At 77.3% G+C, this 13,887-nt stretch carries 13 protein-coding genes; 7 read left to right on the top strand and 6 right to left on the bottom strand.

The genetic code is table 11. The features are described 5' to 3' along the window. From tilS to dacB, 3 genes are all read right to left on the bottom strand, one after another. On the bottom strand, positions 1 to 741 hold a 741-nt coding region (gene tilS, locus AAHH18_RS17585), incomplete at its 3' end, for a tRNA lysidine(34) synthetase TilS (protein WP_343302504.1). Position 742: 1 nt separating this feature from the next. Beyond that, positions 743 to 1,744 (bottom strand): zinc-dependent metalloprotease, encoded by a 1,002-nt coding sequence (locus AAHH18_RS17580; RefSeq protein WP_283321599.1) that lies wholly within the window; start codon positions 1,742 to 1,744, stop codon positions 743 to 745. 38 nt (positions 1,745 to 1,782) lie between these two features. Next, positions 1,783 to 3,198: a D-alanyl-D-alanine carboxypeptidase/D-alanyl-D-alanine endopeptidase gene (gene dacB, locus AAHH18_RS17575; protein WP_343302503.1), complete on the bottom strand. Its 1,416-nt coding sequence runs from the start codon at positions 3,196 to 3,198 to the stop codon at positions 1,783 to 1,785. Positions 3,199 to 3,370: 172 nt separating this feature from the next. On the opposite strand from dacB, the gene AAHH18_RS17570 reads away from it, so the two are divergent. After that, complete coding sequence (locus tag AAHH18_RS17570) at positions 3,371 to 3,868, top strand: inorganic diphosphatase (RefSeq protein WP_146835884.1); 498 nt, start codon at positions 3,371 to 3,373, stop codon at positions 3,866 to 3,868. A gap of 77 nt (positions 3,869 to 3,945) precedes the next feature. Here the strand turns inward: AAHH18_RS17570 and AAHH18_RS17565 are convergent, their stop codons facing one another. Continuing rightward, positions 3,946 to 5,352, bottom strand: coding sequence for a C40 family peptidase (locus tag AAHH18_RS17565; RefSeq protein ID WP_283321601.1), 1,407 nt, complete (start codon positions 5,350 to 5,352; stop codon positions 3,946 to 3,948). A gap of 554 nt (positions 5,353 to 5,906) precedes the next feature. Here AAHH18_RS17565 and AAHH18_RS17560 point away from each other — a divergent pair. The 5 genes from AAHH18_RS17560 (at position 5,907) to AAHH18_RS17540 (ending at position 11,585) form a co-directional block, all read left to right on the top strand. Next, positions 5,907 to 7,226 (top strand): bifunctional o-acetylhomoserine/o-acetylserine sulfhydrylase, encoded by a 1,320-nt coding sequence (locus AAHH18_RS17560; RefSeq protein WP_283321602.1) that lies wholly within the window; start codon positions 5,907 to 5,909, stop codon positions 7,224 to 7,226. Between the two features lie 89 nt (positions 7,227 to 7,315). Beyond that, on the top strand, positions 7,316 to 8,488 hold the full coding sequence (gene metX / locus AAHH18_RS17555; RefSeq protein ID WP_459349171.1) for a homoserine O-acetyltransferase MetX: 1,173 nt from the start codon (positions 7,316 to 7,318) through the stop codon (positions 8,486 to 8,488). A gap of 34 nt (positions 8,489 to 8,522) precedes the next feature. Then, positions 8,523 to 9,350 (top strand): maleylpyruvate isomerase N-terminal domain-containing protein, encoded by an 828-nt coding sequence (locus tag AAHH18_RS17550; RefSeq protein ID WP_343302502.1) that lies wholly within the window; start codon positions 8,523 to 8,525, stop codon positions 9,348 to 9,350. Positions 9,351 to 9,617: 267 nt separating this feature from the next. Further along, on the top strand, positions 9,618 to 10,580 hold the full coding sequence (locus AAHH18_RS17545; RefSeq protein ID WP_343302501.1) for a zinc-binding dehydrogenase: 963 nt from the start codon (positions 9,618 to 9,620) through the stop codon (positions 10,578 to 10,580). 36 nt (positions 10,581 to 10,616) lie between these two features. Further along, positions 10,617 to 11,585: an alpha/beta hydrolase gene (locus AAHH18_RS17540; protein ID WP_343302500.1), complete on the top strand. Its 969-nt coding sequence runs from the start codon at positions 10,617 to 10,619 to the stop codon at positions 11,583 to 11,585. A 12-nt stretch (positions 11,586 to 11,597) separates the two neighbouring features. On the opposite strand, the gene AAHH18_RS17535 is transcribed toward AAHH18_RS17540, so the two are convergent. Beyond that, positions 11,598 to 12,770 carry a hypothetical protein gene (locus AAHH18_RS17535; RefSeq protein ID WP_343302499.1) on the bottom strand — a complete coding sequence of 391 codons (1,173 nt, stop codon included), beginning with the start codon at positions 12,768 to 12,770 and terminating at the stop codon, positions 11,598 to 11,600. Between the two features lie 203 nt (positions 12,771 to 12,973). After that, complete coding sequence (locus tag AAHH18_RS17530) at positions 12,974 to 13,267, bottom strand: MTH1187 family thiamine-binding protein (RefSeq protein ID WP_343302498.1); 294 nt, start codon at positions 13,265 to 13,267, stop codon at positions 12,974 to 12,976. Positions 13,268 to 13,422: 155 nt separating this feature from the next. Here AAHH18_RS17530 and AAHH18_RS17525 point away from each other — a divergent pair, with 155 nt between their 5' ends. Further along, complete coding sequence (locus AAHH18_RS17525) at positions 13,423 to 13,842, top strand: DUF4383 domain-containing protein (RefSeq protein ID WP_283321608.1); 420 nt, start codon at positions 13,423 to 13,425, stop codon at positions 13,840 to 13,842. Positions 13,843 to 13,887: the final 45 nt, after the last annotated feature.

Raw genomic sequence — 13,887 nt, 5'->3', positions numbered from 1 at the left:
CAGCGCCGCCGCGAGCGCGTCCAGCGCGTCGGCGTCCTCGCGCAGCAGCTCCGCCGAGCGCGCGAGCGCCGCCGCGACGCCGGGGCCGAGCTCGCGCTCCAGCACCGGCATCACGTGGGCCCGCACCCGGGACCGCCGGGGGTCGCCGGGCGCCGCGCCGGCGTTCGTGGGGTCGTGCCAGGGGTCGAGGCCGAGCGCCGCGCACGCCGCGACGGTCTGCGCCCGCGTCACGGCCAGCAGCGGCCGGCGCAGCAGCCCGCGCACGGGCGCCATCCCGGCGAGCGACCGCGCCCCGGAGCCGCGCGCCAGCCCGAGCAGCACGCCCTCGGCCTGGTCGTCCCGGGTGTGCCCGAGCAGGACGGCCGCCGCGCCGAGCCGCCCGGCCGCGGACTCCAGGGCGCCGGTGCGTGCCGCACGCGCGGCGGCCTCGGGGCCGCCGGGTCCGGTGACGTCGACCGCGACGACCTCCACCGGGTCGAGCCCCAGCCGCCGGCAGGCCGCGGCGGCGCGCGACGCGACGTCGGCGCTCCCGGGCTGGAGCCCGTGGTCGACCACCACGGCGCCCGCCCGCAGGCGCCCGCGCCCGCCCGCCGTCGCGACGAACGCGGTGGCCGCCGCCAGCGCGAGCGAGTCGGGGCCGCCGGAGCACGCGACGAGCACCCGCGCGCCGTCGGGCAGGTCCGCGACGGACGCGGCGACGGCCGACCGGGTGGCGGCGACCGCCGGGTGGGGGCCGGCCACGTCAGCCGTGCACCCGCCGCACCCAGGCGGCGGGGTCCGCGATCTCCGCCGCCGTGGGGAGGGCCTGCGCGCCGGTCCACACGGCGTTCAGACCGTCGGTCCCGACGCTGCGGCGCACGGCCCGCACGAACGCGGCGCCGTCCCGGTACTGCGCGAGCTTGACGTCCATGCCGAGCAGCGCCCGCAGCACGCGGCGCATCGCGGCGGTGCCGGGTGCCCCCGAGCGGCGCGCCTCGAACCGGCGCCGGATCCGCCGCACGGACGGGACCGCGCCGCGCCCCGCCGCGTCCATCGTCACGTCGGCGTGGCCCTCGAGCAGCGCCATCACGGCACCGACCTCGTCGACGACGCCACGCTGCCGCGGATCGAGCAGGTCGAGCACCGACCTGCCGCCCCCGGCACGGTCGCGGGACGTCCCGGGCCGCCGGCGGGGCGGGCGCTCGTCGTCCTCGAGCAGCGCCGCCACCCGTGCCGCGAGGTGGTCCGTCAGCCAGGGCGCCGCGGCGAACTGGAGCGCGTGGGTCTGCTCGTGCAGCGTCACCCAGAGCCGGAAGTCCGCCGGGTCCAGCCGGAGCGCGCGCTCGACGGCCAGCACGTTCGGCGCGACGAGCAGCAGCGTCCCGGGCGGGTGCCACGGGTCGTACTGCCCGAGCACCGAGCCGGAGAGCAGGCCCAGCACGGCCGCGACCTGCCCGGCCCCGGCGGTCGCGCGGACGCCCTGGGCGGCGGGGACGCCGGCGCGCTCCGCCAGGGACCGCAGCGACCGGACGTTCGCCCGGGCCCACGACGCCCGGTCGACCACGCGCACGTCGTGCACGAGGTCCGCGGCCGGTGCCGCCGGGACGAGCCGCGTCAGGCGGGCGACGTGCGCGCCGGCCACGGGTGCGGCCGCCCGCAGCGCGGCGACGACGTCCTCGCGCTCGGCCCGCGTCGCCTCCGGCCCGGTCCGCACCGCGCGGGCGGCGAGCCGGGCGGCCAGGTCCCAGTCGACGGCGGGCTGCACCGCACCACGGTAACCACCCGCGGCGCCGGGCCGCGGGGTCATCCCCGGCAGCCGCACCCCGCGAGCCCGTCGACGAAGCCGTCGAGCGCGGCGCGCGGCTGCTCCTGCCCGACCGCCCCGGTCCGGTCGGCCATGAGGACGAACAGCAGCAGGCGGCCGTCGGCGTCCAGCACCGTCCCGGCGAGCGACGTGACGTTCTTCAGGCTGCCCGTCTTCGCGCGGACGAGGCCCGTCGCGGCGCCGTCGGCGAACCGGTGGGTGAGCGTCCCGGTGAGGCCGCCGACCGGCATCCCGGTGCCCACCTCGCGCAGCTCGGGGTGGGCGGGGTCGATGACGAGCTCGAGCAGCCCGAGGAGCATCCGGGGCGGCAGCGCGGAGCCCTCCGCGAGGCCGGACGCGTCCGCGAGCACCGCGCCGGACGTGTCCACGCCGAGCGCCGACGCAGTGCGGAGCACGGCCTTCGTGGCGCCCTCGAACGAGCCGGGCAGCCCGAGCTCGACGGCCACCATGCGCGCGACGACCTCGGTGATCGTGTTGTCCGACGTGTCGAGGAAGTACTGCGCCACCTCGGCGACGGGGGCGGACTCGACCGTGCCGAGCACGTCACCGGTCGCGGGGGCGTCCACCCACGTCACGTCACCGGTGACCGTGATCCCGGCGTCGGCGAGCCGCTGCGCGAAGACGCGGCCGGCGTGCAGGGCCGGGTCCGGGTAGCGGGGCGGGTACTCGCCCTCGGACATCTTCGCGACGTCGACGGCCAGCGGGGCGACGGGCGCGACGTAGCCCATGGACACGTCCGCCTCGTCCCACCCCGGGGCGAGCTCCGGGCCGGAGAACAGCGTCGTGTCGAGCGCGACCGTGGCGCTGTCCCGGCCGGCGAGGCGGAGCTTCGCAGCCACCTGGTCGGCCAGGTCGGCCAGCCCGGCGCGGCCGTTCACGGCGTCCGGGTCGCCCTTCCCGGCCGCGAGCATCATGTCGCCGCCGCCGGTCAGCACCACGAGGTCGCCCGGCCCCTGGCGCACGGTGGTGTCGAACGTGCGGTCCGGCCCGAGCTCGGTGAGGGCCGCGACGCCGGTGACCAGCTTGGCGGTCGAGGCGGGCGTGCGGGCCCCTCCCGGGCGGTGCTCGGCGAGCACCTCGCCCGTGAGCGCGTCCGCCACCACCGCGCCGACCGAGGGGCCGAGGCGCGGGTCGGAGGCGAGCCCGTCGAGCATGCCCTGCACGGTGGCCGACTCCGGCAGCGGGGCCGCCGCGTCCAGGTCCGCCAGCACCTGCGCGCCCGTGGCCGGCGCACCGGCCGCAGGCGCGGTCGGGAACGGGGCCGCGGGGGCGACCTCGGGGGCCAGCGTCACCACCCCGGGCACCACGTCGTACGCGTCGGCGGTGGCGTAGGCACCGCCCGCGATCAGCACCACGAGCGCCGCCGTGCCGACCGTCCTCCCCGCCCGTGCCACCGGCCCGTCCGCCTCCCGTCGACCACCGTCCGCGCCGCGGGTGGATCCCCGCCGTCCGTGCGTCACACTAGGGGACTGAAGTGCGACGGACCGCCACCTGGGACCGTCGTCGTGATCAGCTGCCCGTCGCGGCCGGCCAGGGGGCCGGCCGGGCGGCGACGAAGGAGCGGGTGTGGAGTTCGACGTCACGATCGAGATCCCGAAGGGCCAGCGCAACAAGTACGAGGTGGACCACGCGACCGGCCGCATCCGGCTGGACCGCATGCTGTTCACCTCGACGCGCTACCCCGACGACTACGGCTTCATCGACGGCACGCTCGGCGAGGACGGGGACCCGCTCGACGCCCTCGTCCTGCTCGAGGAGCCGACCTTCCCCGGCTGCCTGATCCGCTGCCGCGCGCTCGGCATGTTCCGCATGCGCGACGAGGCGGGCGGCGACGACAAGGTGCTGTGCGTCCCGACGGGCGACCAGCGGGCCGCGTGGCGGCAGGACATCGACGACGTGTCCGACTTCCACCGCCTGGAGATCCAGCACTTCTTCGAGGTCTACAAGGACCTCGAGCCCGGCAAGTCCGTCGAGGGCGCCCACTGGGTCGGCCGCGCCGAGGCCGAGGCCGAGATCGAGCGCTCGCGCCAGCGGGCGATCGACGCGGGGTACGACCAGCACTGAGCAGGCGGGAGGCCCGGCACCCTGGGGTGCCGGGCCTCAGCCGTGCGCGGGTCCCCGGCGCCCGGGGAGGCGGGACGTCAGGGGCGGCCGGCGTACGCCATCGACGACGCGTACCGCATCGGGGAGATCTGCACGGTCTTGCCCGGGCGCGGGGCCTCGATGATCTGGCCGCCGCCGATGTACATGGCGACGTGGTAGATCGAGGACGCGTCGTTCGGGTCCGAGCCCCAGAACACCAGGTCACCCGGCCGGAGCTGGTCGTACGAGATCTTCTTGACCTGCCGGTACTGGTCGCGCGACGTGCGGTTGAGGCTCACGCCGCCCGCGGCCCAGGCGCCCTGCGTGAGGCCGGAGCAGTCGTAGCCGCTCGGGCCGGTGCCGCCCCACTGGTAGGGCACGCCGAGCCGGGCCCGGGCCCAGGCGATCGCGGCCTCGGCGCCGGACGTGGTGCCGGCGGACGACCCGCCGCCGGCGGGCGGCGTCGCGGGCGTGCTCGGCTGGCTCGGTGTCGTGGGCCGGGTCGGGGTCGACGGGGCGCTCGGGTTCGCGGGCGTCGACGGCGTGCTGGGCGTCGACGGGGTGCTCGGGGTCGACGGCGTGCTCGGGGTCGACGGGGCGGCGGTGCCGCCGCCGGTACCCGCACCGTCCGTCCCGCCGCCGGTGCCGCCGGACGCCGGCGGGGCGCTCGGCTCCTCGGTGCGCTCGGCGCGCGCCGCGGCCTCCTCGCGCTCGCGGCGCTCCGCGTCGATCTGGTCCTGGCGCGCCTGCTCGACCTCGGCGCTGGTGTTGCGGGCCGCCGCGAGCTGCACGATGAGCGACTGCCGCTCGGTCTGCGCGGCGGCGACCTGCGTGTCGGCGTCCGTCTGCGCCTGCTCGGCGGCGTCGAGCGCCTGCTGCGCGTCGGCGGCGGCGGACTCCTGGGCGGCCTCGGCCTGCTCGGCCGCGCGCTGGAGGGTGTCGGCGACCTGCTGCGCGGCGAGGTAGGTCTGCACCGCCTGGTCGGCCTTGTCGCTGACGTGCGAGAGCGCCTCGTTGCGGGACACGACGTCCTGGAACCCGTCGGCCGACAGCAGCGACTGCACGGTGTCCATCGACCCGCCGGACCGCGCGGCCTCGCGGGCGATCGCGACCAGGGTCGAGCGCGCCGAGGCGAACTGCTCGCGCGCCTGGTCGTACTGCTCGGCGGCGCGCGCGGCGTCCTGCTGGGCGGAGGCGAGGTCGGCCTGGGCCTGGGCGTAGGTCTCGCCGGCCTGCTGGACCGCGACCTGCGCGGCCTGCGCGCGGGTGCTGAGCTCGGCGAGCCGCACCTCCATGTCGGCGACGGCGCCCGCGGCGCTCGTCACGGCGCGCCGGGCGTCGCGCACGTCCTGGTCGCTGACGTCGGGGTCGGCGACCGCGGCACCGCCGGCGGGCAGGAGCAGCAGCGCCGCGGCGACCGCCGCGGTGGCGGCGCGGGCCAGCCGCACCCGTCCTGTCGTCCGCACGTCGTCCGCCTCTCGTCGTCCACGCCTCCCGCGCCCCGGGAGGGCGGGTCCGATCCGGGGCGCCACCGTCCGGCGCGCCCCGCGGGAACGCTACCGGCTGGATTCACAGAAGTGAACACCAGTCACACCGTTCACACGAGTCACATCGGCGTGGTTCGGGACGAACCGGACACCCCAGGGGCACGATCACCCGCTCGGAGCACGCAGGCGCCTCACCAGCGGCATCACGGGACGGGCGGCGGCCCCGCCGCACGGCCCCCGCATCCACCACGCGGACGCCTGTCTCGGAGTGTGAGACACCTGTTCCGCAGGCGCCCCGCCGCTCCGTACTGTGGCGCCATGTCCCGCCGAATGTGTCGCTGACCAGCGCACGCTCGGCTGTGCCCGCAGACCGGTCCACCGGCCCGCGGCCCCGGCTCCCCCGCTGACGCGACACCGACCGTCGCACCGGGGCAGCCGCACACCGGCACCCCCGGCCCGGACCCTCTCCTGGCACGACGCGCGTGCGCCGCCGTCCCCCCGCCCCACCAGCCCACCCAGCCAGGAGCCCCGCCATGAGCCAGCCCCAGTGGTCGTTCGAGACCCGCCAGATCCACGCCGGCCAGACGCCCGACGCCGCCACCGGCGCCCGCGCCCTGCCGATCTACCAGACCACGTCCTACGTCTTCCCCGACGCGGGCGTGGCGGCCGACCGGTTCGCCCTCAAGGACCTCGGCCCGATCTACACCCGCATCGGCAACCCGACGGTCCAGGCCGTCGAGGACCGGATCGCCTCGCTCGAGGGCGGCGTCGGCGCGCTGCTGCTCGCCTCCGGCCAGGCCGCCGAGACCTACGCGATCCTCAACATCGCCGAGGCCGGCAGCCACATCGTCGCCAGCCCGTCCCTGTACGGCGGCACCTACAACCTGCTGCACCACACGCTGCCCCGCTTCGGCATCGAGACGACGTTCGTCACCGACCCGCACGACCCGCAGGCCTGGCGCGACGCCGTGCGCCCGAACACCAAGGCGTTCTACGCCGAGACGGTGCCGAACCCGAAGCAGGACGTGCTCGACATCGAGACCGTCGCCGGCATCGCCCACGACTCCGGCGTCCCCCTCATCGTCGACAACACCGTCGCGACCCCGTACCTGATCCGGCCGCTGGAGTGGGGCGCGGACGTCGTCGTGCACTCCGCCACCAAGTACCTCGGGGGTCACGGGACCGCGATCGGCGGCGTGATCGTCGACGGCGGCACGTTCGACTACGGCACCGACCCGGAGCGCTACCCCTCGTTCAACCAGCCCGACCCGTCGTACGACGGCCTGGTGTTCGCCCGGGACCTCGGCAAGGACGGCGCCTTCGGCGTCAACCTCTCCTACGTCCTGCGCGCGCGGGTCCAGCTGCTGCGCGACCTCGGCGCGGCGATCAGCCCGTTCAACGCGTTCCTCATCGCGCAGGGCCTCGAGACGCTGTCGCTGCGCGTCGAGCGGCACGTCGCGAACGCCCAGAAGGTCGCCGAGTGGCTGGAGGCGCGCGACGACGTGCTCTCCGTGACGTACGCCGGCCTGCCGTCCCACCCCCAGTACGAGCTCGGCCGCAAGTACGGGCCGCGCGGCACGGGCGCGGTGCTGGCGTTCGAGATCGCCGGCGGGGCCGAGGCCGGGCAGGCGTTCGTCTCCGCGCTGGAGCTCCACTCCAACGTCGCGAACATCGGCGACGTGCGCTCGCTGGTCATCCACCCCGCGTCGACCACCCACAGCCAGCTCACGCCCGAGGAGCAGGCGCTGTCCGGCGTCACGCCGGGCCTGGTCCGGCTCGCCGTCGGCCTGGAGGGGATCGAGGACATCCTCGCCGACCTCGACGCCGGGTTCCGCGCCGCCAAGGGGGCCTGAGCACCGCCGTGACCTCCGCCACCACCCGTCCGACGGGCGCCGTGACCCCCACGGCGCCCGTCGGCGCGCCCGCGTCAGGACGGTCCGACGTGCCCGAGCACCGCACCACCCGCCAGCCCCGCCGCCGCGCCCTGCCCGACGGCCCGCCGCGCGCGTCGTCCGCCTGGCGCGAGGGGGACCCCGTCGGCCGTCGGCAGTTCGCCGACCTCGGCCCGCTCGACCTCGAGGCCGGCGGCCGCCTGCCGGGCGTCCGGCTCGCGTACGAGACCTGGGGAACCCTCGCGCCCGACAGCTCGAACGCGGTGCTCGTGCTGCACGCCCTGACCGGCGACTCGCACGTGACGGGCCCGGCCGGGCCGGGCCACCCGACCCCGGGCTGGTGGTCGACGCTCGTGGGCCCCGGGGCGCCGATCGACACGGACCGCTGGTTCGTCGTCGCGCCGAACGTCCTCGGCGGCTGCCAGGGCAGCACCGGGCCGGCCACCGCGGCCCCGGACGGCCGGCCGTGGGGCAGCCGGTTCCCGCACCTGACGGTCCGGGACCAGGTGGCCGCGGAGGTCCGGCTCGCCGACGCGCTCGGCGTCGGGTCGTGGGCGCTCGTCGTCGGCGCCTCGATGGGCGGCCAGCGCGCGCTCGAGTGGGCCGTCACCGCGCCGTCCCGGGTGCGGGGGCTCGCCGCGATCGCGACGACCGCGCAGACCTCCGGCGACCAGATCGCCTCGTTCCACACCCAGCTCGCCGCGCTCGCCGCCGACCCGCGGTTCCGCGGCGGGGACTACTACGACGCGCCCGACGGGGAGGGGCCGCACGTGGGTCTCGGCCTCGCGCGGCAGATCGCCCACCAGACGTACCGCAGCGCCACCGAGCTCGACCAGCGCTTCGGCCGGATCCCGCAGGGCGGCGAGGAGCCGCTCGAGGGCGGGCGGTTCGCGGTGCAGTCCTACCTCGACCACCACGGCGACAAGCTCGCCCGCCGGTTCGACGCGAACACGTACGCCGTGCTGACGCGCTCGATGATCACGCACGACCTCGGCCGCGACCGCGGCGGCGTCGAGGCGGCGCTCGCGACCGTCACCGCCCGCACGCTCGTCGTCGCCGTGGACTCCGACCGGCTGTTCCTGCCCGAGCAGTCCGCCCGCATCGCCGCCGGCATCCCCGGCTCCGGCCCGGTCCGCACGCTGCACACCCCGTACGGCCACGACGGGTTCCTCATCGAGCACGACCAGCTCGGCCCGCTCGTGCGCGCGCACCTGGAGGGCTGAGCCGGCGGCGCACCGGCCGTGGCACCCTGTGCCCATGGCAGCCACCAGGACCGGGGACGTCACCGAGCGCGAGGCCGTGCTGCGCCGGCAGTGGGACACGCTGCGCGCCTGGGTCGGGGACGTGGTCGCGGCGGGCGACGGCGGCGCCCCGAGCATCCTCGACGGCTGGACGGTCGCGGACCTCGTCGCGCACCTCGGCCGGGCGATGGGCGCGCTGACCGCCTGCGAGCCCGCGCCCCCGGGGACCGTCCCGCTGACGCTCGGCGAGTACCTCGGCACGTACGCGGGCCGCGCCGCGGACATCGACCGGGTCACGCGCGAGCTCGCCGCGCAGATCGCCGACGACCCGCTGCGGCACGTCGACGACCTGGTGCGCGAGGCGCTGCGCCACGTCACCGACCTCGGCCCCGCCGACCAGGTGGTGCAGGCGCGCCGGGGACCCGTGCTGCTGTCCACGATGCTCACGTCCCGGATCACCGAGCTCGTGGTGCACGCGGACGACCTCCAGCGGTCCCTCGCACGCACCCGGGGCGCCGCGCCGGGCTCGCGCGCCGAGCTCGGCGACGGCGTCGGGCCGCTCCCCGGCGTGCCCGGAGGTCTGGGACCGGCCGGCGGCCTCGGCGACGGCGTCACCTCCGGGGGGCCGCTCGACGGCGACGCCCTCGACCTCGTCGCGCAGGAGCTCCTGGCCATCGTGCGCGCCCGCGGCGGCTGGGACCTGGAGGTGGTGCGCCCGCTGACCTGGGTGCGCCTCGCGGCCGGCCGGGTCCCGTACGACGTGGACGTGCTCGCGTCCGCCCTCGCGCCGCGGTTCCCCTCGGACGCGGTCCCGGACCTGGGACGCATGCTCCCGCTGCTCTGACCCCCCGCGCACCCGCTCCCGCACGCCCGGACCCGCGCACGCACGGTCCCGACCCGCGCACGCACGGCCCGCGCGCCCGCCCAGCCCAGCCCCGCCCAGCCCCGCCCAGCCCAGCCCAGCCCAGCCCCCAGCCACGCTCGCCGAGGTACCAGGACACGCCGAGCGGCCACGCGGATCCCGGGCGTGTCCTGGCTTCTCGGCGGCGGGGCGGCCGGACCGGGCGGGATCGCGCCCGCGCGGGCCCGCGGGCGTGGTTAGGTGGGGGGCGTGCTCGCTGCCTACGTCAACCGGTTCGCGCCCGAGGAGCCGCTCGCCGGCCTGGTCGTCGGGGACCTGCCCGCACCGGAGCCCCGCACGCACTGGACCACGGTGGACGTCCGGGCGGCCGCGCTCAACCAGCACGACCTGTGGTCGCTGCGCGGCGTCGGGCTGCGGGCCGAGCAGCTGCCGATGGTGCTCGGCACCGACGCGGCGGGCGTGACGGCGGACGGCCGCGAGGTCGTGGTGCACGCGGTGGTCGGCGGCGACTCCGGCCACGGCGTCGGGCCCGACGAGCCCCGCTCCCTGCTGTCCGAGCGCTACCCCGGGACCCTCGCCGAGCAGGTCGCGGTCCCCACCTGGAACCTCGTGCCGAAGCCCGCGGAGCTGTCCTGGGCCGAGGCCGCGTGCGTGCCCACGGCGTGGCTGACCGCGTACCGGATGCTGTTCCGCACCGGTGGCGCCCAGCCCGGCCAGCGCGTGCTCGTGCAGGGCGCCGGGGGCGGCGTCGCGACGGCCGCGGTCCGGCTGGCGTCCGCCGCGGGGCTGGAGGTCTGGGTGACGAGCCGCGACGCCTCCCGGCGCGAGCGGGCGCTGACGCTCGGCGCCGCCGGGGCCGTGGCGCCCGGGGAGCGGCTGCCCGCCCGCGTCGACCTCGTGATCGAGACCGTCGGCGCGGCGACCTGGTCGCACTCGGTCCGCTCGGTGCGTCCCGGCGGGACGATCGTGGTGGCCGGCGCGACCACCGGGGACCCCGCGGCGATGGAGATCCAGCGGCTGTTCTTCCTGGAGATCGCGGTGCTCGGCGCCACCATGGGCTCCCGCCAGGACCTCGAGCAGCTGCTGGGGTTCCTCGCCCGCACCGGCATCCGGCCCGTCGTGGACTCGACCGTCCCGCTGGCCCGGGTCGGCGAGGGGCTGGCACGCTTGGCACGCGGCGAGCAGTTCGGGAAGGTCGTCGCGGAGGTCTGAGGCACCGGGCCGCGCGCCCGCGACGGAGGAGGGCGCATGGCGGGTCGCTGGCAGCCGGACGTCCTGGGCGACGGCTACCGCGTGCGGACCCTGGAGCTCGTGCCCGACGACGAGGGCGAGGTCGTCGCCAGCCTCGTGCGGTACGCGCCCCCGACGCCGGAGCCGGTGCGCCCGTCCCGTGCGGTGCTGTACCTGCACGGGTGGTCCGACTACTTCTTCCAGACCGGGCTCGCCGAGTTCTGGCACGCGCAGGGCGCCGCGTTCTACGCCCTCGACCTGCGCAAGTACGGCCGCAGCCTGCGCCCGCACCAGACGCCCGGCTACGTCGACGACCTGCGGACCTACGACGAGGACATCGAGGCCGCCCTCGAGCAGGTGCACCGCGACCTCGGCCGGTTCGCGCGTGTGATGCTCATGGGCCACTCGACCGGCGGTCTCATCAGCGTCCTGTGGGCGAACCGGCACCCGGGCCGGTTCCACGGCCTCGTCCTCAACAGCCCGTGGCTGGAGCTCCAGGGCGCGGCCGTCGCCCGGCACGTCAGCGCCCCCGCGATCGCGCGCCTGGCGCGCCTGCAGCCCAAGGCACCGCTGCCGAACATCGACCCCGGGTACTACGCACGCACGCTGCGGAGCGCCGACGGGGGCGAGTGGACGTACGAGGACGCGTGGCGCCCGGCCCGGTCGTTCCCCGTCCGGCCGGGGTGGCTCGCGGCGATCCTCGACGGTCACGCGGAGGTCGCGCGGGGGCTGCACATCCGGCGGCCGGTGCTGATGCTCGCGTCGGACCGCACGGTCATCAGCCCGCGGTGGAGCGAGGACATGCGCGCCGCCGACGTGGTGCTCGACGTGGAGCTGCTGGCGCGGCGCGCCGTCCAGCTCGGGCCGGTCGTGTCCGTGGTGCGGATCGCCGGCGGGCTGCACGACCTCACGCTGTCACCGGCCCCGGTCCGGGCGCGGCTGTACGCCGAGATCAGCCGGTGGACGGCGGCCTACGGCTGGTCCTGACCGCCGCGCGCGTCAGCGGACGCCGACCGCCTCGCCCAGCGTGGGGCCGTCCTCGCCGAACCGCCAGACGCGCCAGCCGTCCGTCGGGGACTCGAGGTCGGCCGCGACCGTCGCCGCGTCGTCCGGGTCGGCGTGCACGCTGCCACCCGGCAGCTCGATGAGGCCGTCGGCGCGCAGCGTCGCGGTGAGGCGCTGGCCGCGGCGCACGCGGTGCCACACGAGCTCCAGCGCCGACCGCTCGGCGGCCGCGAGCGCGGCGAGCTCGGGCAGCGGGCGGTGGTCGACCTCGCCGCGGTGCTGCGGTCCCCCGTCCGGCGGCACGGGCGGCATGAGCGTGGTCTCGTCGCTGCGCGGCGACGACGGTGCGGGCCAGGGCGTCGGCGGGCCGGCGGGCGCCGGGGCGGCCGGGGCGGTGGCGTCCCGCTGCGCGTCGGGCTCCCCCGCGGCGGCGTGCCGTCGCGGACCGGGGCCGTCGGCGGCGTCGGTGCCGTCGGCGGCGACGGACGGGGTCGGCGCGGCGTCGGCCGGCGCCGGGACCACCGGGGTGGGGTCCGTGACCGCGGCCGACGGCGGCGGCGCGACCTGCACCGCACCGGTGCGCGGGCCGGGCTCCACCGCGCGCCGGACGCCCGCGGTGGACGAGCGCAGCGGCGACACGTCGACGTAGCGACGCCCGCCCGGACCCTGGGTCACGCCCATCCGCAGCACCTCGACGTGCAGGCCGGCGGTGACGAAGTCGACGGCGTCCAGCAGCCCGCCGGTCACGTCCGCGCACACGACGACGAGGCGCACGCCCGCCGCGGTGTCGCGGCTCGCGAGGATCGGGGAGCGGTCGCGGAACACGGCGAGGTCGGCCTCGAACGACTCCGCGCCGCCGGCGTACATCCGCGCGAGGTCCGACCGGCTCAGGCGCGCGGCGCCGCCCGCGTGCCGCAGCGCGCGCACCAGCGCCGCCTCGTCGAGCAGCTGCACGACCTCGACGACCACGGGGCGCGCGGAGGCGTCGAGCGCCAGCAGGTGCGGGCCGCCGGGGCCGCCCTCGCGCACGGGGAGCACCTGCTCGCCCAGCAGCGCGGAGACGTGGTCGGTGACGAGGGCCGAGGAGTCGGCGTCGAACGAGTCGGAGCGGGGTCGCATCGGCTGGACGAGACTGCTGCGGCCGCCGTCGAGCTCGAAGATCGCCATCAGTACGCTGCTTCCCTTCCTGCGTCCGCCGTCCCGCCGCACCGCGGCGCGGACCTCGCGGCCGGCGCCCCTCGCCGGTGCCCGCGGACGCGCTCCACCGCACGGCAGTCTGTCATCCCCCGGGCGTCACCCGGCCCGGGAACCACCCATCTGCACGACATGTCCACGCGGGCCGGCAGCACCTCGGCGCACCGCCCGCCCCGTCACGACCGAAGACGTTCCTCCAGCCGCTCGACCTTGCCCGTCAGCTCGCCGGAGCGGCCGGGCCGGATGTCGGCCTTCAGCACCAGGCTCACCCGCCCGCCGTGCCGACCGACCGCCTCCGTGGCGCGGCGCACGACGTCCATGCACTCGTCCCACTCGCCCTCGATCGTCGTGAACATCGCGTCCGTGCGGTTCGGGAGCCCGGACTCGCGCACCACCCGCACGGCGTCGGCGACGGCCTCGGTCACGGACTCGCCGGAGCCGAGCGGGGAGACGGAGAACGCCACGAGCATGCCTCCCACCCTGGTGCAGGACCCCGGCCCGCGTCCACCCCCCGGACGGCTGCACCGCACCACCCATCCGCCGCCGCGTCCGCTCCGAACCACGGGTGCGTGCGGACCTGCGCGCACCGTCAGCGGGGACGCAACCCCGGGAGGAGACAGATCACATGAGCCAGTCGGCCAACCGCCTCGTCGGCGGCATCTTCGGCGCGGTCTACCTGCTCGTCGGCATCGCGGGCTTCTTCGTCAGCTCCGGGGCGGCGTTCGCCGGCACCGAGGGCGGGACGCTGATCCTGTTCGAGGTGAACCCCCTGCACAACATCGTGCACCTCGGCATCGGCGCCGTGCTGCTGGGCGCCGCGGCGGCCTCCACGCGCGCCGCGAGGACCGCCAACACCACGGTGGGCGGCGTCTACCTGCTCGTGGGCCTGCTCGGGCTGTTCCTCGTCGGGTCGTCCGCGAACATCCTGGCGCTGAACGGCGCCGACAACGTGCTCCACTTCGCCAGCGCCGTCCTGCTGCTGGGCGTGGGGCTCGGCGCGGACCGCACCGCCGAGGCGGGGACCACGGCCCGCCGCGCGGCGTGACCGCCCGCCGGCCGGCCGCGCCCCGGGCGGCCGGCGGAGCGCCCG

It is taken from the genome of Cellulomonas olei (assembly GCF_039548315.1).
Lineage (GTDB): Bacteria > Actinomycetota > Actinomycetes > Actinomycetales > Cellulomonadaceae > Cellulomonas.
This window is presented reverse-complemented; position numbering and strand designations above follow the sequence as displayed.

Bases quoted from the DNA above. Each gene is read 5' to 3' on its own strand.
- AAHH18_RS17560 (WP_283321602.1), top strand. From the start codon at position 5,907: ATGAGCCAGCCCCAGTGGTCGTTCGAGACCCGCCAGATCCACGCCGGC.
- AAHH18_RS17550 (WP_343302502.1), top strand. From the start codon at position 8,523: ATGGCAGCCACCAGGACCGGGGACGTCACCGAGCGCGAGGCCGTGCTG.
- AAHH18_RS17540 (WP_343302500.1), top strand. From the start codon at position 10,617: ATGGCGGGTCGCTGGCAGCCGGACGTCCTGGGCGACGGCTACCGCGTG.
- AAHH18_RS17535 (WP_343302499.1), bottom strand. From the start codon at position 12,770: ATGGCGATCTTCGAGCTCGACGGCGGCCGCAGCAGTCTCGTCCAGCCG.
- AAHH18_RS17530 (WP_343302498.1), bottom strand. From the start codon at position 13,267: ATGCTCGTGGCGTTCTCCGTCTCCCCGCTCGGCTCCGGCGAGTCCGTG.
- AAHH18_RS17525 (WP_283321608.1), top strand. From the start codon at position 13,423: ATGAGCCAGTCGGCCAACCGCCTCGTCGGCGGCATCTTCGGCGCGGTC.